Raw genomic sequence first — 20,261 nt, forward strand, 5'->3', positions numbered from 1 at the left:
CCCGTAAAGGAGCTGCTTTGCATAACTACTCTGATCACGATGATCATGAATTGCGTTCTTCGTTTGCCCTCTGCGCTCTGCGCCTGCTTCTGGAACGTTTCAAGCGACCATCAATCGAAGGTTTAACGAAGTATGCGTTTTTTCGAAACTCCTTTAAAATACCTGCACGTTCGTACTTCTTTTTGAAGCGCTTCAGCATTTTATCGATGGATTCGTTATCATTTATCTGCACACTAACCAATGAAATTCACCCCCTTTTAAAAGATCAACGTCTTAGTTTTAGTTTAATAATATCCGTAATGCTCTCGGCGCTCTTCTCCTTTGCAGGAGTAACGCGCACATTTTCGAGAAGCTGTTTTCTGCCACTCTTACAAAACTCGACAATAATAACATAAGCACCGCTTCCGGTCGACTGCTTCTCCCTGACAACGCCGACCTCACCAAGCGCCTGATGATAGAGTGCATCACCCTTGGCATAAATACCGTGCGGTGAGTATACCTGGCACTCTTCCGGATTCAGTTCATCAGGACTGATATCCCGGTCAATCTGTATCTGCCACTCCTTGAGCAGATGGACCTGATTGCAGGCTGCACAGCGAATCCAGTACTGATTTTCAGCAGCCGGAGAGAGTGCTGCCGCACCATTCTTGCTCTCCTTCCCTTTTTTAACTGGTGCAGTCGATAAAAACTCTTCGTCCTTCGGCTTGTTGCTCGGCATCCACTCACCCACAAACACCTTGTCGGTAGTCTGGCCGCATCCTTCACAGAAGCAAGCCTTGATCTTACCTTCCAAAATGAACTGCCTTTTTCTGGACTCTACCTTCATAGTATATTGCTGGTTTTTCACCCGCTCATCAGCCGTCGGGATCTTCACTCTGTTATCCAATTGAATGTAACGGTCCACTGAAGTGGATTCCCGATATTTTTTCCTGCTGCAAGCGCAATATAGTCTACTGCACTTAAAAAAAAAGAGGAATGTTTCAAGAGTGCTTAGTTAAGAAAATCCACCCAAAAAAACAACCGGATAATTTAGAGGCTACTCACTTGTGGGTCAATGCATCAATAAGATCAGATTTCGTAAGCAGTTGAAGCCTTCCATCGGAGAGGCTGATCAATACCCCGGAAGCGCTTTGCTGCAATTTTTCGGATAATTCGGAGATTGCAGCATCCGGCGGGCAGACCGGAAACGGCTGTTCCATGAACCCGACTACCTTGGAATTCATCGCCTCATCGTTTTCAATCAGTATGGAAAGAATCTTGTTTTCACTGATACTGCCAATCGGCGCGTTGTAGGAGACAATCGGCAACTGCGACACATCATTCTGTTTCATCATCTCGAACACTTCGGCCAGGGTATTTTCGGGATAGGCGAAAATAAGATCCCTGCGGGCTTTGAGCTGCAAAATATCCTCGGCGGTAATCTGGTCAAGTGCTGATTTCTGCTTGCGGTAAAATCCACGCTTGCGCATCCACTCGTCCCGGTACATCTTGCTGAGATAGTAACCACCGAAATCATTCATCATGACAACAACGCAGTCACTCTCCGTGTAGCCTGCTCCGCTCTGCAGCGCAGCCGACATAACCGCTCCCGATGCTCCCCCGGCAAAAACGGCCTCCATCCGCAGGAGCTCCCTGCCGCAGTTGAACGCAGCGTAATCGCTTACCTGTATGACATCATCGATTACCGTTGGATCCCAATAGGCTGACGGGTGCTGGGAACCGATCTCCTCAAGCTCCGAAAACTGAGGTGCTCCAGGGTTTCCATTTCTGAAAAGAGCAGCATAGATTGAGCCCTGCGGCTCCACACCGATCACTTTAATTGCCGGATTCTTCGCTTTAAGGTAACGGCCAAGGCCGAAAACCATTGCACCGGAAATCATGGGCACAAAAACATGGGTTACCCTGCCATCCGTTTGGCGGAAAATCTCGCTGCCGGTAGCTTCAAAGTGAACCTTGAGACTGACAGGGTTCTCATACATCCCCGCAAAAAATGCATTGGACATATTGTTAACCAGACTCTCGGCCACATTCTTGCAACTGCGGGGAGCACCCGGAAGGGCATCTGAAGGAGTAATAACCAGTTCAGCACCGATAGCCTTGAGCATATCGCGCTTCTCCCGCGAAATTTTATCAGGCGCGGCAAGCAGAAGCTTGTAACCACGACTGACACCGGCCATGGCAAGGGCAATGCCGCTGTTGCCGTAAGTCCAGTCAACAAGGGTCATTCCAGGATGAATCAGGTCGCGCTTTTCAGCATCACTTACAATCGCTGATGCCACCCTGTAGTAGTGGGAACAGGCCGGGTTCATATATTCGAGTTTAGCCATAACTTTCGGTCTGATATGGCGCGCCATTTGCTTGATCAGAATAAGCGGCGTCTCTGCTGCAAGCCCGAATATATCGTTGTTCGGCATCATAATGGCTGAAATGGTTTAACGTGGCAAGTTCGTCTGATCACCTGTTCAAGGGAAAATATACATTAATTGTACAATTCACGATACCGGCTGAATATGAGCAATCGATGGTTTGATAATCAGGTGTAAAATATGTTCTTTAACAGAAGGACACCCGTATATTTGTTGCGCAATTTCCCGATTCGTCAGGATTTATGCGGTGTGTTAAGGCTGCGACCTTATAACTTCAAATTCTTCACCCGATATGACTGAAAAAGAGCCGGGCTCCGGTGCAGGAATCACTCCGCCGGAAAACATGACGGAGGCCCTTGTTTGTATCGATCACCTTTTGTGGAATACCCGCCTGATCCGAAAACAGGTCGGCGAAACTCCCCGTATCATGGGCATCGTAAAGGCAAATGCTTACGGTCATAACGTCCACAAGGTCTCGGCAGCTCTTGAAACAATTGGCATAACGGATTTCGGTGTGGCTAATATCCATGAAGCCATTGAACTTAAAACAGGAGGTGCGCTGAAAAATCCGGCCTCCATTCTCGCTTTTTCATCACCGCTCACCTCTCATATCGAGTGTTTCCTGCAACACGATATCGACATGACGCTCTGTGACAGCGAAACCCTGCAAGCTGCGGAGGAGATCGCGGCGGCACACAACAAAACCCTCTCTGTTCAGCTCAAGGTCGATACGGGGATGGGACGGCTCGGCACTCACCCCTCAATGGCCATGGAGTTGCTCCGTTGTATGGAAAATGCAGAGCACCTGCAGCTCAAGGGAATCTATACGCACTTTGCCGACAGCTCTTCACCCGGAGGATTTACCGCACAGCAACTTGCGGAGTTCAAAAGGCTCACCTCTGAATACGAACATGCTGTATCGCGGACTGTCTGCAAACACGCAGCCAACAGCGGAGCTATCCTTACCGCACCCGGATCCTGGCTCGACATGGTACGCCCGGGAATTCTGCTCTATGGTTACCACCCGGCGAAGCACACCCCCCTGCGACTTGAAGTGAAACCGGTCATGCAGGTTGAGGCAAAAGTCATTTTCATTAAAACCGTAGAGGCAGGAACCACTCTCAGCTACAACCGGACATGGAGTGCGCCGACCCTCCGCTCTATCGCCACCATAGCAGCAGGGTATGCTGACGGTTATGCAAGAGTACTCTCCGGCAAGGCAACGGTAATGATCAACGGCAAACCCTATCCCCAGGTCGGAACGGTCACCATGGATCAGATTATGGTTGATCTCGGCACTGAACATGATGTCAAAAAAGGAGACAGGGCAACCCTGTTCGGGTGGGATGGTCCTTCGGCTGAAGCGCTTTCAGAGATTGCCGGCACCATAAGCTATGAGACGCTCTGTTCGGTTTCGTCGAGGGTAAAGCGTATTTTCATATAAAAACGGATTAATAATAGTCAAACGCCTGTCATGAAGCATCTGGAAAATCTTGCTCGAAAGCTCAGCCTGACGAAAGCAGAGATTTCGCTGATCTCAATGCTTCTCGGCTTTCTCGTGCTGGGTGGAATCCTGAAAAATTTCCGGTCAATGGAGGAGACCGATCAGCTTGTAAAAAAAGCTGAAACGGCCCGACTGCGTGAAGCTGAAGTTGACAGCCTTATCCGGCTTGCAGCAATCGATCAGACAACCGTCAGGGAGGATGTACTTCAGGAGGTTACGGATGCCGAGCGTGACGAGTCTTCTGAAAAGCCTGCCGCGCACCGCTCTGCAGGGAAAAAAACCTTCAGCGGCACGATCGCCTTCAATAAAGCCGGCAAAGCAGAGTTGCAGAAAATCTCCGGAATAGGTCCGGTCATGGCCGGACGCCTGATTGCCTTCAGAGCTTCAAAAGGGGGAAAAGTAACGCAGTTTCAGGATTTTCTCGATGTCAAAGGGATAGGCAAAAAAAAACTGGAAGTTCTGAAAAAACATTTTACCCTCGAATAATGAGCAAGAGTCAGATAGCATGTACTATTGATCCGGAAGAGTGCTCCATAGTAAGAGTGAAAACCTCCGGCAGTGACGGATACTGCCTCAGCGGGTGTAAAACCTTTTCGTTTGGCAGTAACACGCTTGCTTCACCGAAAAGCGAGCGGCTCTGGATAAAGCTCTCGGAAGAGGCGGCCAGGTGGCCGGGTGAAGATCTCGCGCTCTCTGTTGAGCCTCAAGCCTATCTCCCTCTTCCCGCCAGCTTTCCGCTGGAAGCAACCCCTGAAGCTGCAAGAGCGTATTGCCGGATTGAGGCGGCGTACTTTTTAACCCGCCCCGAAGAGTATCTCTGTGACATTACGGGTTATGCTGACGGGAACATTACCAACGCAGCGCTTGCAAAACAGCTGCTGCTCTTTTACCCTGCAGAACCCTGCCGCAAGGTAACCGGGTATTTTGCGCCAAATCACCCGATCAACTTCAGCGGTTCGACGCAGCCCCCACTTCTCTACCTCTCAAAGCTTACCGGCAAAACACAGGTGATCCTTGAGCTTGAAGAGAACCATATACTCTTTGCCATCGCGAAGAGTGGACAAATGGAAAGATTTTCGTACCGGAAGGTGAAAAACCGTGAGGAATCAAGATACTTCTCGATGAAGGAGCTGGTCGATAACCCGGTCTGCCGCGAAACCGAGGTTCAGGTTACAGGGAAACTGGCCGACAGGGCCATGACAAAGCTGATCCGCAAAGAGAGCTCAGTTAGCATGAAGCCGCTCGGCATTCCATCGTCAATCTCCATCAGTAATCCTGATAAATGCCGCTTCTCTTCCGCTTCTGCCGTTAAAGCCATCAGCACGGCACTGATGGCTCTGGATGGCAAGAGATGACCTACCCTTTTTTGGCGATAACCACTTCAGCAATCTGCACAGCATTGGTGGCCGCGCCCTTGCGGAGGTTGTCGGCCACAATCCACATGTTGAGGGTCCGGGGGTGCCAGTAGTCGCGGCGGAGCCGGCCGACAAAGACCTCGTCACGCTCGTATGAGGTGAGCGGCATCGGGTAGAGGCTCGCCGAAGGATCGTCCTGCAAAATAATACCGGGTGCAGTACGAAGAAGCTCACGCACCTCATCGATCTCAAAGTCACGATCAAGCTCGATATTGAGCGACTCACCATGACCGCCATAAACCGGAATGCGTACGGTAGTCGGAGAGACGCTTATGGTGTCGTCACCCATGATCTTGCGGGTCTCGTTAACCATCTTCATCTCCTCCTTGGTATAGCCGTTATCGGTAAAAACATCGATCTGCGGCACGGCATTGAAGGCTATCTGGTGAAAATGGGTAAACTTCTCCTGCTTCTCTCCGGCCAGCTCGCTCTCAAGGGCGTCGCGCCCTGCCTTTCCTTTTCCGGTAACCGACTGATAGGTGGAGACCACAACGCGTTTCAGGCCGAACCGGTCATGAAGCGGCTTGAGCACCACAACCATCTGGATGGTTGAACAGTTGGGGTTGGCTATAATGAGTTCAGGAGTACCATCCGCTTTGAAAATGGCTTCAGGGTTAACCTCGGGCACAACGAGAGGAACCTCGGGGTCCATACGAAACGCCGAAGAGTTGTCAATGACAATAGCGCCCTCTTCGGCAGCTACTTTAGCCCACTCCTTGCTGGCGGTTGCACCGGCAGAGAAAAGTGCAATATCAACACCCCGGAACACCTCTCTTGAAGGCAGCTGTGTAATGAACTCCTTGCCCTGAAACTTGACAACCTGACCGGCACTCCGCGATGAGGCAAGGGGAATAATCTCTGTGGCAGGAAAATTCCGCTCTTCGAGAACCTGAATCATGGTGCGGCCGACAAGGCCGGTTGCACCCAGTACCGCGACCCTGCAGCGGGAATCCGAACTACTCATATCTTGTTGTAATATTGTTAGTTTAATAATTTAAAATCAATTTTTTTGAATGATCGTTGAGGTACTCCGCATGGTCACGAATCTTTCCCTCCCTTGCATACCCTTCACACTCCTCGCTGTAGGAGCAGAGCATATCAATAACCAGCTCCCAGTTATCCTCACGAACCAGTTTGTTGCGCACCTGTGAAACCATCGGCAACCCTTTGAGGTAGGTTGAGTAGTGCCGGCGCATCTCAAGCACGCCGTACTTATCACCCTTGAACTCAACGGATAGTTTCAGGTGCTCCACAGCCGCATCGATCCTCTGGCGAAAGTCCGGTGGAGGAAGCGGGATTCCGGTATGCAGCAGCTGTTTTGCAGCAGCAAAGATAAAGGGATTGCCAATGGAACCGCGGCCGATCATCACCCCGTCGGCTCCGGTTTCGGCAAACATACGAACAGCATCTTCAGCCGACCAGATATCACCATTGGCGATGATTGGTATGCTGGCTTGCTCTTTGACTTCACGTATCCAGTTCCAGTCCGCTCTGCCTTTGTACATCTCACTCCGTGTGCGTCCATGAACGGCGAGCGCCTGAATGCCGGCACCTTCAAGACGGTGCAGCACATCAATGATGTTGATTGACTCCCGGTCCCACCCGATCCTTGTTTTGGCTGTTACCGGAATGCTTACCGCCTTCACCACCGCCTCGGCAATGAGGGTCATCTTTTCCGGCTCCCTGAGCAGGGCCGCACCGGCTCCCTTGCCGGCAACCTTTTTGGTCGGACATCCGAAATTGATGTCGAGATAGTCCGGCCTGAACTCTTCAGCAATAACGGCAGCCTCAATCATCGACTCGACGGTACTGCCGAAAATCTGCACGGCAAGCGGCCGTTCAACAGTATCGGCCCTGAGTTTCCTTACGGTCTTTTCCGCGCCCCTGCGCAAAGCCTCTGCACTGATAAACTCCGTATAGACAATATCCGCCCCATGCTGCTTGCAGAGCTGTCTGAATGCCCTGTCGGTAACATCTTCCATCGGCGCAAGAATAACAGGACGGTCAATAGCTATCGGTCCGATCTTCATGCCTGCTCTTTATCTTTGACGATCTCCGCAGGCACCTTCATCAACTCTTTTACCTGTGCATGAATTTTTTTGAACAGCACCGGATCCTCACGAAGCGCTTTCTTGACGGTTTCACGTCCCTGGCCGAGCTTGTCCGGACCGTAACTGAACCATGATCCGGATTTTTTGACAACTCCGAACTCAACAGCCAGATCGATCAGTTCACCGATGACCGAAATACCCTCTCCGTAAAGAATATCAAACTCTGCAGTCCTGAAGGGAGGAGCTACCTTGTTTTTAACCACCTTGACCTTGGTCCGGTTGCCGATAATCTCATCGCCATCCTTGAGCTGGGCAATGCGGCGGATATCGAGACGAATGGAGGAATAGAATTTCAGCGCCTTGCCGCCGGTTGTTGTCTCAGGACTGCCGTACATGACACCGATTTTATCCCGAAGCTGGTTGATGAAGATACAGACACAGCTTGATTTCGAAATGGCACCGGTCAACTTGCGCAGGGCCTGGCTCATAAGCCGGGCCTGAAGACCTACAACACTGTCACCCATCTCCCCTTCAAGTTCAGCCTGGGGAACAAGCGCTGCAACGGAATCAACGACGACAACATCAACCGCACCGCTTCTGACGAGTGTCTCCACAATGGAGAGGGCCTGTTCACCGGACTCCGGCTGACTGATGAGCATGGAGTTGATATCAACACCGAGCCTGCGGGCATAGCTCGGATCAAACGCATGTTCAGCATCAACAAGTGCGGCAATGCCACCCTCTTTCTGGGCCTCGGCAATCACATGAAGGGCAAGGGTGGTTTTTCCTGAAGATTCAGGACCATATATTTCTGTAACCCTGCCGCGGGGAAGGCCTCCGACACCGAGAGCAAAATCAAGGGTCATCGATCCGGTTGAAATGGAGAGTACCTGCATAACCGCCGAACTGTCACCGAGACGCATGATAGCACCCTTCCCGAACTGTTTTTCAAGAGCATCAACAGCAAGATTGAGTTGTTTGAGTTTTGCCGGATCGACAACCGGCGGCACACTCTGTTCTATTTTTTGGGTATCCATGGTACAAGTGTTAGAAAATTGGAGAAGTGCGGCTCCTTCAGGTTACAATAGTCATAAGCGTTTCCGAAAGTTCCCGGTAACGCAGGTTCAACTCCTGCACTGAACGGCTGTTGCTGTATGAGAGCGGTCGTGATGAAATACGTATGCTTTCCAGACTGATAAATGAGGGCGAATTGGTAACAATCGACCAGATCTCCCCTCCGAGACCGGCCAGAAACCCGAAGGTGTCGGGGACCATGAAAACCGGGCCCATACTGCTACCGGCAAGGCTGCCGATGCGATCGAAAAGCTCCCGGAAGAGCAGGTTATGACCGACAACCAGATATCGCTCACCTGTCCGTCCTTTCTGCCATGCAGCAATATGCGCGTCAGCCACATCGCGAACGTCAACAAAACCGGTACCTCCTGAAGGACAGAGCGGCAACCGGCCCTGGTATATCAGACGAAGTACTTCGTTTGAGGAGCTGAGAGAAGCCGAATTGTTCTGATCAACACCGATAACAACTCCGGGATTGACCAGCACGACATCAAGCCCTTCGGCCACACCGCGAAGTCCCTCAAGCTCTGCCAGATGCTTTGCCTCCATGTATCCATTCCTGCGCTGCCACTCCTGAAACGTTGTCAACTCGCTGGCAGGCGAACCGTCCTCTGTGGAACCGACAGCAGCGATGGAGCTGGTCAGTACAAGCCTTCGCACATTGTTCAAAATGCATGCATTAACTACGTTTCTGGTTCCTACGACATTGTTTTCATAAAGCGCGTTACGGAAATTACCGGTGTAGGAGATCAGTCCGGCGCAGTGAAAAACGGTGTCAGCACCCCTGAACGCTTCATTGAGCGCGAGAGGATCAAGAATATCCGCCCGGACAACGTCAACCGGAAGTGATTCAAGAAAGGAGCAGTCCGAGCTTTGGCGGGCTATTACCCTGATGCTGAGCTGCCCGGAGAACCGGGAGAGAAGCGCAAGAAGAATCTGGGAGCCGATATAGCCGGTAGCCCCGGTTATGACAATTGATGAGTTGGGCATGAAATGCTGAATATTTCCCTCTTTCTGCTCCCTTACCTACCCCCGGTGAAACTCCGGGAACAACCCTCTTTACTGATAGCGGGGCAAAATGTCCGATCTGCTCGATATTCACTGCCTGAGAAATGCGCCCAGACCGGCAGGGTAAGTTTGACAGCAAAGCTTCACTGTTTATAAAAATAAGAATTAAAACTACATTGCATTCAATTCCGCTCATAAGCATCAGAAAAAATTTCGGTAATGACAAATGAAAACAGGCTGTTTCAGACAGCACCGGTTCAGCAGGAGCTTCTGACGAACGGATTACAGGTTGTTACTGATTCAGTTTCACACGTTGAAAGCATTACACTCGGCATACAGATCAATGCAGGCTCGCGCGATGACCCGGAGAGTGCTCCGGGTCTGGCCCACTTCATTGAACATGCACTGTTCAAGGGAACAAAAAAGCGAAGCTATCTTGATATCGCTCGAAATATTGAAAAGCATGGCGGTTACCTTGATGCTTATACAACAAAGGAACAGACCTGCATCTACCTGCGCTGCCTTTGCGAACACCTTGAGCCCTCCTTTGAACTGCTTGCCGATCTGGTCTGTGACCCTACCTTCCCCCCCGAAGAGATAGAGAAGGAAAAAGAGGTGGTCATCGAGGAGATAAGCAGTGTCAACGATACACCGGAAGAGCTGATTTTCGAAGAGTTTGATCTGCGCTCCTTTCCCCTGCATCCGCTCGGCAGACCAATTCTCGGCAGCGAAAAAAGCGTCAGTGAATTTTCGGATAGTGACCTGAAGCAGTTCATGCGCCAGCACTATGTCCCCCGAAATATGATGCTCACCGCAACCGGCAACGTTCCGCATGACGATATCGTGAGACTCTCCGAACGCTTTCTCGGCAAGCTTGGAGAGGCAAAAGGCGAGCAATACCATCGCCAGCCTTTCCTCGCAGAGCACTATACACCGTTTGAGCTGACTCTGAAAAAACAACTCTTTCAGGCACAGATTGTGCTTGGAACCGCTGTTGCGCGACACGACCCGATCTTTTACAGCCTTATGGTGCTCAACTCCATGCTTGGTAACGGCATGAGCTCCCTGCTCAACCTGGAGCTTCGTGAAAAACGGGGGCTGGCCTATAATGTCTATTCATCCCTGACTTTTTTTGATGATCTGACCGCTCTGAACATCTATGCCGGAACTGAGAGCAACAAAACAAAACTCACCATTGAGCTCATCAGGGAGCTGCTCCAAAGCGATGCGCTGAAGCATCCTGACCCGGAAGAGGTCGATGCGGCAAAAACAAAACTGCTTGGCGCTCATATCATGGGGCAGGAAAAGATGACACGAAGAATGTCGCAAACATCATCAGACATCGCCTATTTTGGCCGATTTATTGGTCCGGAAGAAAAAACCGCATCGATCAAAGCGGTAACTGCTGACGATATTGCAAATGCCGCCTCGGCAATACTGCTCGCTCCGCCCCTGTCGACACTGGTCTATAAACCGAAACGGTAAGCAGGTCTCTACCGGCGGTTCTCTTTTATTAAAGAGGAATAATTCGTATCTTCTGAACTTTACATTTTGCACAATTCCAATTAACCACAGAGAGCCTTGCAAAAGAATATCAAGAACGTCAGCGAAACCGAACAGGAAGTGGAAATAATCCTTTCCGCAGAAGAGTTCGGTGCCGATTATAACCAGGAACTGGAAGAAGCTAAAAGAACCATCCAGATCAAGGGATTCAGAAAAGGACATGCTCCTGCAAGCCTGATCAAAAAACTCGCAGGTCCGTCGATTGAGGCAAACATAGCTGAAAAACTGGCATCAAAACATTTCGGTGAGATTGTCGAAGCCGAAAACATCAAGCCGGCAAGCCGCGCCCAGCTGATTGATTTCACCTTTACGCCTGATCTTCTGACCATCCGGCTCTCCTATGATATCCATCCTGAATTTGAGCTCAAGGATTACAGCGCCTACCCCTTCACCCGGAAAAGCTACTCGATTACCGATGAGGATGTACAGCGTGAAATAAATCTCATTCTCAAGGGTCACGGCACCATGATCACCGTGGATGAACCCGCAGCAGCGACTGACACCGTAATCGGTGATGTCATCCATATCAACGCAGCAGGCGAACCCGACGAAGAACAGAAAACCGACAACCATCACTTCAACCTTGAGTATCTACCCGAGGATAACCCCTTCCGCAAAGAGCTGACAGGGAAAAAGGCAGGTGATGTCGTTGAGGTTACTGCCGATCAGAAGGATGCCGATATAGAGCCAACCAGGTTCCGGGTAACCATCAGTGAAATCAAGCGCCTCGAACTTCCTGAACTGACCGATGAACTGGTCAAAGAGATCACCGGTGGACGGTTTGAGTCAGTTACCGACTTTACCGGCGATGTCCGCATTCAGCTCACGCAGCACTTTGAAGCAAAATCCGAAGAGGAGCTGCTTGAATCAATCTCTGCAAAGCTGATTGAGGAGAATCCGGTACCTGCACCCAAATCTATGGTCGAATCGTTTTCAAATATGCTGGTTGAAAACGCCAAACGACAGATGGGCGGAAACTTCCCGAAATCCTTTGATGATGCCCAGTTCCGTCTGGCCATGAAGCCGAATGCGGAGAAACATGCCCAATGGCTTCTTATCAGCCAGAAAATCGCCGAACTTGACAAGCTTACCGTGACGGACGATGACATAAAGGCCTATGCAGAAAAAGAGGCAGGCAAAAATGCATCGATGAATGCTGAAGATCTGCTGGGCACCTACCTCTCGGCAGAGTTCAGGGATTACATCACCGACACCATTCTCAAAGAGAAGATCTATGAGATCATCAAGTCGAAAATAACGATTACCGAGGAAGTAACTCCAGTTCCGGTTCACCACGCCTGATCAGCACCAATTACCATAAAAAAGGCAGGAGTTCCGGGAGGGACTCCTGCCTTTTTTTGTTTCTGCTCTCCGTTCACGGTTTTCTTCACCTCTGGCGCCGAACAACCCTTATGCGCGCTCAAGCAGCGCCGTAGCTACCGCAGCATGACGATCATGGGCAATTGAGATTTTGATTGAACACCCTGCAGGAAAACAATCGGAATCAACAAGCCTCACAAAAGGACGGCCACGACGGTCATTGAGAATTTCAAAGCTCTTCCAGTGCACTTTGCCTGAAAATCCTGTACCAAGTGCTTTGACAACAGCCTCTTTAGCCGCAAATCTTCCGGCAAGACTTGCAATAACCTGCGGTTTATGGAGGCAAAGATTGATCTCCTCCCCGGAAAGAAACTTTCGGAGAAACTTCATGCCATACCGGCTGTATACCTTTTCGATCCGCTCCAGATCGACTATGTCCACTCCAATCTCCATTTTCCCTTCCATTCAGGCCAGATTGATCGTCATTGAAAGGTCAAGAGCCCTGACGCTGTGGGTCAGTTCACCGATAGAGATATAATCAACACCTGTTTCGGCAACCTCGAGAACATTGAGCATGCCGATATTGCCCGATGCTTCAAGCTGAACCGTACTGCATGCGCTCCTGACATAATCAACCGCCTCTTTCATAAGATCCGCAGTAAAGTTATCAAGCAGGATAATATCCGGCATACAGACCAGCGCCCGGCTCAACTCATCCATACTGCGCACTTCGGTTTCAATCTTTACCTCAAGGTTCTGTTTTTCACGGTATTTCTGGGCCCGGCGAATTGCCTGGGCAATCCCGCCTGAAGCATCAATATGGTTATCCTTGATAAGAATCATGTCAAACAGGCCGAAACGGTGGTTAACTCCTCCGCCTATTCTTACCGCCTCCTTGTCAAAATAGCGCAAACCCGGCACCGTTTTTCGTGTGTCGAGAATCCTGGCTGCCGTATGGCTGATCCGGTCAACATAGGCTCTCGTTCTGGTCGCAATACCCGACATGCGCTGCATAAAATTAAGTGCGGTCCGTTCACCGACCATCAATGGAGCAACCTTCCCATTGATTTCAAATATCAGATCACCACGGTGAACCTCTTCACCATCATTTCGATGCAGCACAACCGACAGTTCGGGATCACAGGCGTTAAAAACCTGCCTGGCAACGTCAACACCACCTATAATACCATCCTCTTTAGCTTTTATCTGCGCACTACCCTCCTGGCCGGGCTCAATTGTGGCAAGCGTTGTAATATCACCGGTATAGCGATCTTCCTCAAGGGCCAGCATAATGGCCCTTGAGCGGCATCCCTCATAAAAATCGTTCCGCGCCTTCATCATAATTGCCGCACCTGATACATTATTAAATAATTGTTCTCTCCCCGGCTGACTCTCCGGGCGATTTAAAGGTAACACTTTTTTACCAGAGAGCCCACGACCCTCTCACCTGCAATCCGGTCATCTCCGTCCGGTGTTTTCCCGCCCTTTACACTCCGGAGAGGAAGAGCGGAGAATTTACTTTTTCAGGTTTTGATTTACGGGTTTTGTCATTAACATTATTAGCTTGCATGACATTGATCATCTGAACCTTATTTATGACACAGCACTCCCTCTCATGCGTCCGGCTGGTAAACATGGTCTTCTATGCACACCACGGAGTCCTCAGGGAAGAGCATACGGTCGGTGCGAAATATGAAGTCGATGCGGAACTCTTTTTTGACTATACCGATGCAGCCAAAAACGACGATATCACCAAAACCATCGATTACGGTGCGGTCTACCGCAAAATCAGGGCAGCGCTGACCCTCAGAAAATTCTTTCTCATCGAGGCTGTCGCCTATGAGATTGCTCACGAGCTCCTGCTCGACTTTCCGGTGATTGAACGCCTCTCCATAAGGGTACGCAAGCGGAATCCGCCTGTTGACGGTATCTGCGACTATGCCGAGGCTGATTACACGACATCCCGTCACTGATACTATGACGCCGCACAAGGTATTTATCGGAATCGGATCCAATATCGGAGATCGTCTGCACCATCTTCAGGAAGCGGTTGACCGGGTGAGCCTTCTTGAGAACACAGCCGTGGTAAAAGTCTCGCATGTATATATGACTGAACCGGTAGGAGAGGCCGGCCAGAACCGGTTTTACAACGGGGTTGTTCTTCTTGACACTGCCCTTGCACCTGAAGAGCTTCGCCGGCAGTGCAAAATTATCGAGCAGGAGCTCGGCCGGCCTGAAACCTATCCACGCTGGAGCCCGAGGGTTATCGACCTTGATATTCTGCTCTATGATGATCTGGTGATCAGCACACCTGCACTAACCATTCCTCACCCCGAACTGCATTGCAGGAAGTTCGTACTTCTACCCATGCTCGATATCGCCAATCCCCTCTATCCTGCAACCGGTGAAAACACCCTGCAGCTTCTCGACCGATGCATCGACCGGTCGGTTCTGATAAGGGTAAGAGAGTCCATCAGAGTGTAAAAAAAAGGACGGACCGCCGAGAAGCCGTCCGTCCTTATCTAACGCTCTTTTTCAGAGAACAGAGCTGAAACTGCTCTCAGTTGGCAAAGGTGATATTGAGGTTGCCTCCTGCAAAATCAGCGCCTTCGGTCTTGCGCCCGACCAGAACATTCGGAAGAATAATGCTCTTGCGGAAGTTGTTGATATCGACCAGCAGCTCGTCACCCTTGATATTGACATTGAGCTTCGTTACCTCCACGTTGGGCAGATAGAGACTCAGCACATATTTACCATTGACTTTCTCCAGAACCTGGGTTCTCTCATTGGAGTAGAGAATATCCGCCGGATTTTTATCACCGAACATCTCCTGACTCAGCACATGAAGGCGGTCGGTATTGATAATTTCGGCTGTAGACTGTTTCACCTTGAAAATCGGCACCGGATAGAAGCAGTTATCGATCACACCGAGATATTTGGTCTGGATGTCAATCAGACTCTGAAGGTATGAGTCTGTGGAGCTTGAGGGAAGAATCTTGTTGACTACAGCAGCATCAAGCTTGTAACCGAAAAGATTGAGGTATGTCTGTACACGCAAGGCCTCCTTGATAACCATATTTTCAGGATTAAGCACAACCCGAAAAGTGGTTATGGACTTATCCTGAAGCATGGCATGAAGCTCTTTCATATGCTCGTTTACCTCAGGCATGAGTTTGAAGATATTTTTCTTCGGCATAAACTTGCTCAGAAGCGGTGCGGCAAAACCGATGGCCTTCGAGTGCCAGCCGCCGATCTTGTCGGAATACCAGCCATAGGATTCCGGCATGCCAAGCAGTCTCATGGTCTCGCCAGTCGGCGCAGCATCAACAACAACAACATCATAATCTCCTGACTTGGCCGCCTTCCAGATATAACGAAGACTGATCATCTCCTCCATTCCAGGCATGATAGCAAGCTCTTCAGCGACCACCTCATTGGCACCGTCATGCATTAAAATAGAAGAGAAATAAGAGTAGAGTTCATTCCAGTTCTCCCTGATTTCGGCAAGAACATTAACCTCCATGGCAAAGAGGTTCTTTTCAACTTCCAATGGTGTAGAGGAGAGCTCAACACTGAACGCATCGGCAAGGCTGTGAGCAACATCGGTGCTCATAATCAAAACCCGTTGTCCTCTTCGGGCAATTGCAGTCGCAGTTGAGGCTGAAACGGTGGTTTTCCCTACCCCTCCTTTACCCAAGTAAAGAATAATTCTCATGTTGGTAATAAAACTATTGAGTGGAGTTGATCTTGATTGAATGCTTGTTATCGATGTTCAGACCTCTGTTACCCGTCATCCTCATCAGGGAGGCGAATAGCAGCAAAAGCTGCGGCTATCTCATCAGGATCCGGCATATTTTCAGCGCCCGGTTGTTCCGGAGATTTCCCCTCTTTTTTCCCCTCTTCGGGAACAATACTGATTTTTTTTCTTGCCGTACCGGCACCATTCTCTCCTGAAAGCTTTGGAGCAACACGTTCAGGCGTGGCGTTTCCCTGAACAGAGTCATCGGTATGCAACATGTGCCTGACAATAGCCGGCTGGTTTTCGTCAAGAGTTTGAATGGATATGCTCTTGCGTTTCGGCATAGCATCATCATCATCGAGATCGGCAAAAGAGCGGCCGCTCTTGGTGCCGGATGCTGATGAAACGGTAGTTACTTTTCCCGATGAAGTGTCCCGGCCGAAACAGTCATCATTCCGGGTAGCACCATCTTCACTGCTGATCTTGATCTTCTTTCTTTGACCGGTTGCCTCGTCATCATCAAAAGGATCGCGACGATCTGAGCGTGAAGAGTCTCTGGAAGATCCAGAATTGGAACTGCCCTTTTGAGAATTTTTCTTCGGTGAACCGCCAAAACTGGAAGAGAGCTTCATAAGCTTGCTTACCGAACCGATCATGCCGTCATTGCGGACAGCTGTCTTGACGATATTCATGATGAAACGCTCGGCCTGGGGATTATCCGATATACTGGTAAGCAGTTCGGTGATAGCCGAAAGCATTCCCGGCACATGCTGCAGGTCACTGCGCAGCTGATCACGAAGCTTGAAGGGTGCATCTCCAACCAGATCCTTCAGGGATTCAACAACTCGTTTCAGTGAAGCCGGATCCGTGGGAAGAATGTTTTCAAGCCCCTTGAGTGCGTCAGCCGGAGAAAACCCTCCCTGCCCATGTTCCTGACCATGCGATACACCTAAAGGGGGCATTCCGGGCTGCTGAGCGCGCTCGGAGGGAGGATAACCCATATTTGCCTTGTACTGTTCAAGCAGATCCTGACCATAGCCGATATGGCTCTCCTGCTGGGCCGGATCCGGTGCTGCTAATCGAAGCGTAATAATCTGGGGAATACAAACACTGCGAGCTGCTCTCAGGACTTCATCAGCAACTTCGTCCGGCAGGTTTTTACGGAAATTAAGGCCGAGATGCTCTTCAATGATCGACTCAATCACCGTATGCAGTTTTGAGATCTGTTCGGCTTCACGCAGTTCAACCATGTCAAAAATCACATAGACAGGATCTTTGTCCTCCCTGCGGATTTTCAGATTGAGCGTTGCAAAATCATGATCTTTATTGCGGCTGTTGACTGAAACCGTACCAAGATCAAATCTGTCGAGGAAGTCTTTTGCAGAACCCCGTGCCCAAAGATAAACCGCCTTGTCGGTATAGATCAGATAGTCCTGAAATGCAATATTACCGACACGTTCCTGATGTGATTCATAAAAGACCCCGTCAAAAAATGCAATGGCATTCTCCCCTGCATTCATAAGGCCTTTCTGAAAAAACTCGGTTATATCACTCTGCTCGGTCTGCCCTGAAACATACAAAGATATATTAGCCATTAACCCCTCTACCCGTTCACTTAACTCTTAATGGGACGTTGAAGCGAAATCTATTAAAATTTTAGAATAAACAGAAATTACTGATCCACAGAGCCTGTAAGCCCTCGTGATCAGTAATGGAACTCAAAAGAGATTTACGGCCGGAAAGCCGCCAGGAAAAAGCTCATGGAAAGAGCTGACTTTGTTTTCAGCTTCTGCTAAGGCTTGACACAAATAAAAAAAGGCAGTGAAACATTAAACTTTTCACTGCCTTGAAGAAAGAGGATCTTTATCTGCTTACTTCGCAAACTTTGAAGCAACTTCTTTTGAAGGAACAGCATAACCTGTAACCTCAGGTGATCCGCCACGAAGGCTTGTGCCTCCGCCCATGCTGCCATATGCATTGCGGTTGATTCTCATGGTGCCTTTGCCCAGTGAATCAAACAGCATACCAACGGTTTCCCAATGGCCTTCAACCATTACTTCAAAAATGCGGCCGGCTGCAGCCAGGATATCAGTAAAAACGCCACCACCACTCATAATTCCTCCTTGGAATTAAATTATTGGAAAGTTAACAGATATTTAAAACAGTATTCTGTAATCAATTTACAGTAATAAACGAAAAAACACAAAAAAAATTACAGGGACCAAAACGCAATCATCTGATCAGCAATCAAACGATTCTATTTTTTTACCGGTCCTTTCTGAAATGAGCCGGTAAAATTCTTGACTGCAGTCGAGGCTGAAACCCCTACATCACCAACTGCAGTTGCTGCATTGCTCGTAGCATTCTCCACCGTTTCAACGGCGTTAGCGTAAAGTTCATTGGCTGTTCTTGAGGCATCCTTGACGGTAATGGCTACACGGTCAATAGTCTCCCCGACAACTCCACCGGTATTGCCAAGCAGATTACCAATGCCCGAAGCATCAATAACAGCACCAACGGTACCGGTTACGGTGTCAAAAAGGCTTCCGGCAAGGTTCAACCCCCCCACTACTGCGCTCTGTCCGGTCAAGAGAACACTTTCGGCAAGAAAAGTCAGGCGATCAGTAAATTCAAGTTCCTTGAAATCCTTACGCAGTTTCTGGTACGATTCCGACATATTTCCCTCCTTGGAAATGAGGCCGCAAAGCTGAGCCCCTGTTATGATATATAGCTAACAAGATTATGTGAAAACAAGTTAAACATAAAAATCATCCGAAGCAAGCACTCTCGTACTACCCCGTCAAGCACGCTGATTGTGATTACTTTTAGACTCATTTTGCAGACGGTTCTGCTCATTCCGGTCAAGATCAAAAGGAATATGGAGCCATTTATCCTTGAAAACAGCATTGCCCGGCTCAAGCCCGGTAAGACTGATTGGAAGCGTGATGATTTTCCGCTGATTACCGATCTGGACATAGAGCTCATCACCGGTAACCCAGACATCAATATCAACAGGATTGGCAAACATCAGCTTCAGCTGAACCTCATACACATCCTTGATTCTGACAAACTTGATCGGCGGTTCATCATACATCATGTCCGAAGGATCAGTATCACCATACATATCCCTGGCAAAGCGGTCAAGCGCCTCCAGACCGACAATTTCCCGTTCATACATCCTGAGTTTTTTAACCGGTAGCGGAGCAAAACCCTCCTCAATCTCGCCCAGATACTTCTGCTGAATAGTTTTCCACTTCTCAAGATAGCCACTATCCTCTTCTGTGTCAAGCAACCTGTTGACAAGCACCATATCGACCTTGAATCCGTAAAGATTCAGATAGGTCAGAGCCCTCATGGTCTCCTTGATGGACATCTTCTCCGCATTCATGACAAGACGCACCGTTGATTTCACATTATCGGTAAGGATGTCGCGAATATCCTCAAGTTCATCAAAAACCTGGTCAACCGACTCTATGGCATCTTCAGGAGGTACAAAGTGCGCAATCTTGTCGGACATTTTTGAAAGCGGCTTGCTGAGCGGGCGGATTATATATTTATTGACATTTTTGATGGCTTTCATTCCCCATGCAAGGGTATCGGGAAGAGAGAGCAGCCGGAGGGTCTCTCCGGTCGGGGCCGTATCAAGCACCAGTACATCATAAAGGCCGGAGGCTTTATAGCGCTTTATTCTCAAAAGGGAAAAAAGCTCTTCCATACCCGGAAGAATGGTCATCTCATCGGTCATGACCCCTGAAACACCCTGGGCCATAAACACCTTTGCATAGTACTTCTGAACGGACTGCCAGTTCTGTTTGAGATCCACATAGGGGTTGACCTCGATGGCATGCAGGTTCTCCCGGATCTTTGTCGGTTCAGGTCCAAGAGGAAGGTTAAAGGAGTCCGAGAGACTGTGCGCCGGATCGGTCGAAAGAATCAGGGTTCGATAACCCATGTCTGACAAACGGACCGCCGTAGCTGCAGATACACTGGTTTTTCCTACCCCGCCTTTACCTGTAAATGTTAAAATACGCATGAACCGAAGTTTGGAATATTTAAAGAATACGGGCAGAGAGTTCAAGATATAACTCTGAGCTTATTCTGCAAAAGATCAAACATACACAGTTCAATCGATGTTTAAAAATATTATTCCGGCTGTTTTATACCCGTTTTATCAAGTCCGGCCGGCACAGAGTACTTATGGTGCATTATGCGTAAATCTAC

The 20,261-nt window shown here is 49.4% G+C and carries 21 protein-coding genes; 7 read left to right on the top strand and 14 right to left on the bottom strand.

Annotated elements, in window-relative coordinates; genetic code table 11:
• Window positions 1–43 precede the first annotated feature (43 nt).
• From rpsU to CFERDRAFT_RS05960, 3 genes are all read right to left on the bottom strand, one after another.
• Entirely contained in the window at window positions 44–241 is a 198-nt protein-coding gene (gene rpsU, locus CFERDRAFT_RS05950; protein WP_006366284.1) for a 30S ribosomal protein S21, read from the bottom strand.
• A gap of 24 nt (window positions 242–265) precedes the next feature.
• On the bottom strand, window positions 266–826 hold the full coding sequence (locus CFERDRAFT_RS05955) for a hypothetical protein (protein ID WP_006366285.1): 561 nt from the start codon (window positions 824–826) through the stop codon (window positions 266–268).
• A 214-nt stretch (window positions 827–1,040) separates the two neighbouring features.
• Window positions 1,041–2,414: a pyridoxal-phosphate dependent enzyme gene (locus CFERDRAFT_RS05960; protein WP_040433298.1), complete on the bottom strand. Its 1,374-nt coding sequence runs from the start codon at window positions 2,412–2,414 to the stop codon at window positions 1,041–1,043.
• Window positions 2,415–2,658: 244 nt separating this feature from the next.
• Here CFERDRAFT_RS05960 and alr point away from each other — a divergent pair, with 244 nt between their 5' ends.
• Genes alr through CFERDRAFT_RS05975 form a run of 3 tightly spaced genes read left to right on the top strand, consistent with a single transcriptional unit; the run spans window position 2,659 to window position 5,225 of the window.
• Window positions 2,659–3,810: an alanine racemase gene (gene alr / locus CFERDRAFT_RS05965; protein WP_006366287.1), complete on the top strand. Its 1,152-nt coding sequence runs from the start codon at window positions 2,659–2,661 to the stop codon at window positions 3,808–3,810.
• A 30-nt stretch (window positions 3,811–3,840) separates the two neighbouring features.
• Window positions 3,841–4,356, top strand: coding sequence for a ComEA family DNA-binding protein (locus CFERDRAFT_RS05970; protein ID WP_006366288.1), 516 nt, complete (start codon window positions 3,841–3,843; stop codon window positions 4,354–4,356).
• Window positions 4,356–5,225, top strand: coding sequence for a hypothetical protein (locus tag CFERDRAFT_RS05975; RefSeq protein WP_006366289.1), 870 nt, complete (start codon window positions 4,356–4,358; stop codon window positions 5,223–5,225). Before CFERDRAFT_RS05970 ends, CFERDRAFT_RS05975 begins: the two co-directional genes overlap by 1 nt.
• Window position 5,226: 1 nt before the next feature.
• On the opposite strand, the gene CFERDRAFT_RS05980 is transcribed toward CFERDRAFT_RS05975, so the two are convergent.
• Genes CFERDRAFT_RS05980 through CFERDRAFT_RS05995 form a run of 4 tightly spaced genes read right to left on the bottom strand, consistent with a single transcriptional unit; the run spans window position 5,227 to window position 9,400 of the window.
• Window positions 5,227–6,249, bottom strand: a complete 1,023-nt coding sequence (locus CFERDRAFT_RS05980; RefSeq protein WP_006366290.1) for an aspartate-semialdehyde dehydrogenase — start codon at window positions 6,247–6,249, stop codon at window positions 5,227–5,229.
• Window positions 6,250–6,271: 22 nt separating this feature from the next.
• On the bottom strand, window positions 6,272–7,315 hold the full coding sequence (gene dusB / locus CFERDRAFT_RS05985; RefSeq protein WP_006366291.1) for a tRNA dihydrouridine synthase DusB: 1,044 nt from the start codon (window positions 7,313–7,315) through the stop codon (window positions 6,272–6,274).
• Window positions 7,312–8,373 carry a recombinase RecA gene (recA, locus tag CFERDRAFT_RS05990; protein ID WP_006366292.1) on the bottom strand — a complete coding sequence of 354 codons (1,062 nt, stop codon included), beginning with the start codon at window positions 8,371–8,373 and terminating at the stop codon, window positions 7,312–7,314. The genes dusB and recA overlap by 4 nt, the downstream gene beginning before the upstream one ends.
• 37 nt (window positions 8,374–8,410) lie before the next feature.
• Window positions 8,411–9,400, bottom strand: a complete 990-nt coding sequence (locus CFERDRAFT_RS05995; protein WP_006366293.1) for an NAD-dependent epimerase/dehydratase family protein — start codon at window positions 9,398–9,400, stop codon at window positions 8,411–8,413.
• Between the two features lie 237 nt (window positions 9,401–9,637).
• On the opposite strand from CFERDRAFT_RS05995, the gene CFERDRAFT_RS06000 reads away from it, so the two are divergent.
• Window positions 9,638–10,903: a M16 family metallopeptidase gene (locus CFERDRAFT_RS06000; protein ID WP_006366294.1), complete on the top strand. Its 1,266-nt coding sequence runs from the start codon at window positions 9,638–9,640 to the stop codon at window positions 10,901–10,903.
• 96 nt (window positions 10,904–10,999) lie between these two features.
• Window positions 11,000–12,283: a trigger factor gene (tig, locus tag CFERDRAFT_RS06005; protein WP_006366295.1), complete on the top strand. Its 1,284-nt coding sequence runs from the start codon at window positions 11,000–11,002 to the stop codon at window positions 12,281–12,283.
• Between the two features lie 108 nt (window positions 12,284–12,391).
• Here the strand turns inward: tig and CFERDRAFT_RS06010 are convergent, their stop codons facing one another.
• Both CFERDRAFT_RS06010 and nadC read right to left on the bottom strand, forming a co-directional pair.
• The gene (locus CFERDRAFT_RS06010; protein ID WP_040433304.1) at window positions 12,392–12,754 is read right to left on the bottom strand and encodes a holo-[acyl-carrier-protein] synthase; all 363 of its coding nucleotides are present in this window, start codon (window positions 12,752–12,754) and stop codon (window positions 12,392–12,394) included.
• A gap of 12 nt (window positions 12,755–12,766) precedes the next feature.
• Window positions 12,767–13,642, bottom strand: coding sequence for a carboxylating nicotinate-nucleotide diphosphorylase (nadC, locus tag CFERDRAFT_RS06015; protein WP_006366297.1), 876 nt, complete (start codon window positions 13,640–13,642; stop codon window positions 12,767–12,769).
• 254 nt (window positions 13,643–13,896) lie between these two features.
• Between nadC and folB the strand changes: the two genes are divergently transcribed.
• Both folB and folK read left to right on the top strand, forming a co-directional pair.
• A complete protein-coding gene (gene folB, locus CFERDRAFT_RS06020) occupies window positions 13,897–14,274 on the top strand; it encodes a dihydroneopterin aldolase (protein WP_006366298.1) in 378 nt (125 codons plus the stop codon).
• 4 nt (window positions 14,275–14,278) lie between these two features.
• Entirely contained in the window at window positions 14,279–14,785 is a 507-nt protein-coding gene (gene folK / locus CFERDRAFT_RS06025) for a 2-amino-4-hydroxy-6-hydroxymethyldihydropteridine diphosphokinase (protein ID WP_040433289.1), read from the top strand.
• Between the two features lie 76 nt (window positions 14,786–14,861).
• On the opposite strand, the gene CFERDRAFT_RS06030 is transcribed toward folK, so the two are convergent.
• From CFERDRAFT_RS06030 to CFERDRAFT_RS06050, 5 genes are all read right to left on the bottom strand, one after another.
• Window positions 14,862–16,016 (bottom strand): ArsA family ATPase, encoded by a 1,155-nt coding sequence (locus tag CFERDRAFT_RS06030; RefSeq protein WP_006366300.1) that lies wholly within the window; start codon window positions 16,014–16,016, stop codon window positions 14,862–14,864.
• A gap of 68 nt (window positions 16,017–16,084) precedes the next feature.
• A complete protein-coding gene (locus CFERDRAFT_RS06035; RefSeq protein ID WP_006366301.1) occupies window positions 16,085–17,635 on the bottom strand; it encodes a hypothetical protein in 1,551 nt (516 codons plus the stop codon).
• Between the two features lie 276 nt (window positions 17,636–17,911).
• Window positions 17,912–18,154, bottom strand: coding sequence for a bacteriochlorophyll c-binding family protein (locus CFERDRAFT_RS06040; protein WP_006366302.1), 243 nt, complete (start codon window positions 18,152–18,154; stop codon window positions 17,912–17,914).
• A gap of 143 nt (window positions 18,155–18,297) precedes the next feature.
• Window positions 18,298–18,717 carry a chlorosome protein C gene (locus CFERDRAFT_RS06045; protein WP_006366303.1) on the bottom strand — a complete coding sequence of 140 codons (420 nt, stop codon included), beginning with the start codon at window positions 18,715–18,717 and terminating at the stop codon, window positions 18,298–18,300.
• Between the two features lie 123 nt (window positions 18,718–18,840).
• Window positions 18,841–20,073 carry a TRC40/GET3/ArsA family transport-energizing ATPase gene (locus tag CFERDRAFT_RS06050; protein ID WP_006366304.1) on the bottom strand — a complete coding sequence of 411 codons (1,233 nt, stop codon included), beginning with the start codon at window positions 20,071–20,073 and terminating at the stop codon, window positions 18,841–18,843.
• Window positions 20,074–20,261: the final 188 nt, after the last annotated feature.

Source organism: Chlorobium ferrooxidans DSM 13031, from assembly GCF_000168715.1.
GTDB classification, from domain to species: Bacteria; Bacteroidota; Chlorobiia; order Chlorobiales; family Chlorobiaceae; genus Chlorobium; species Chlorobium ferrooxidans.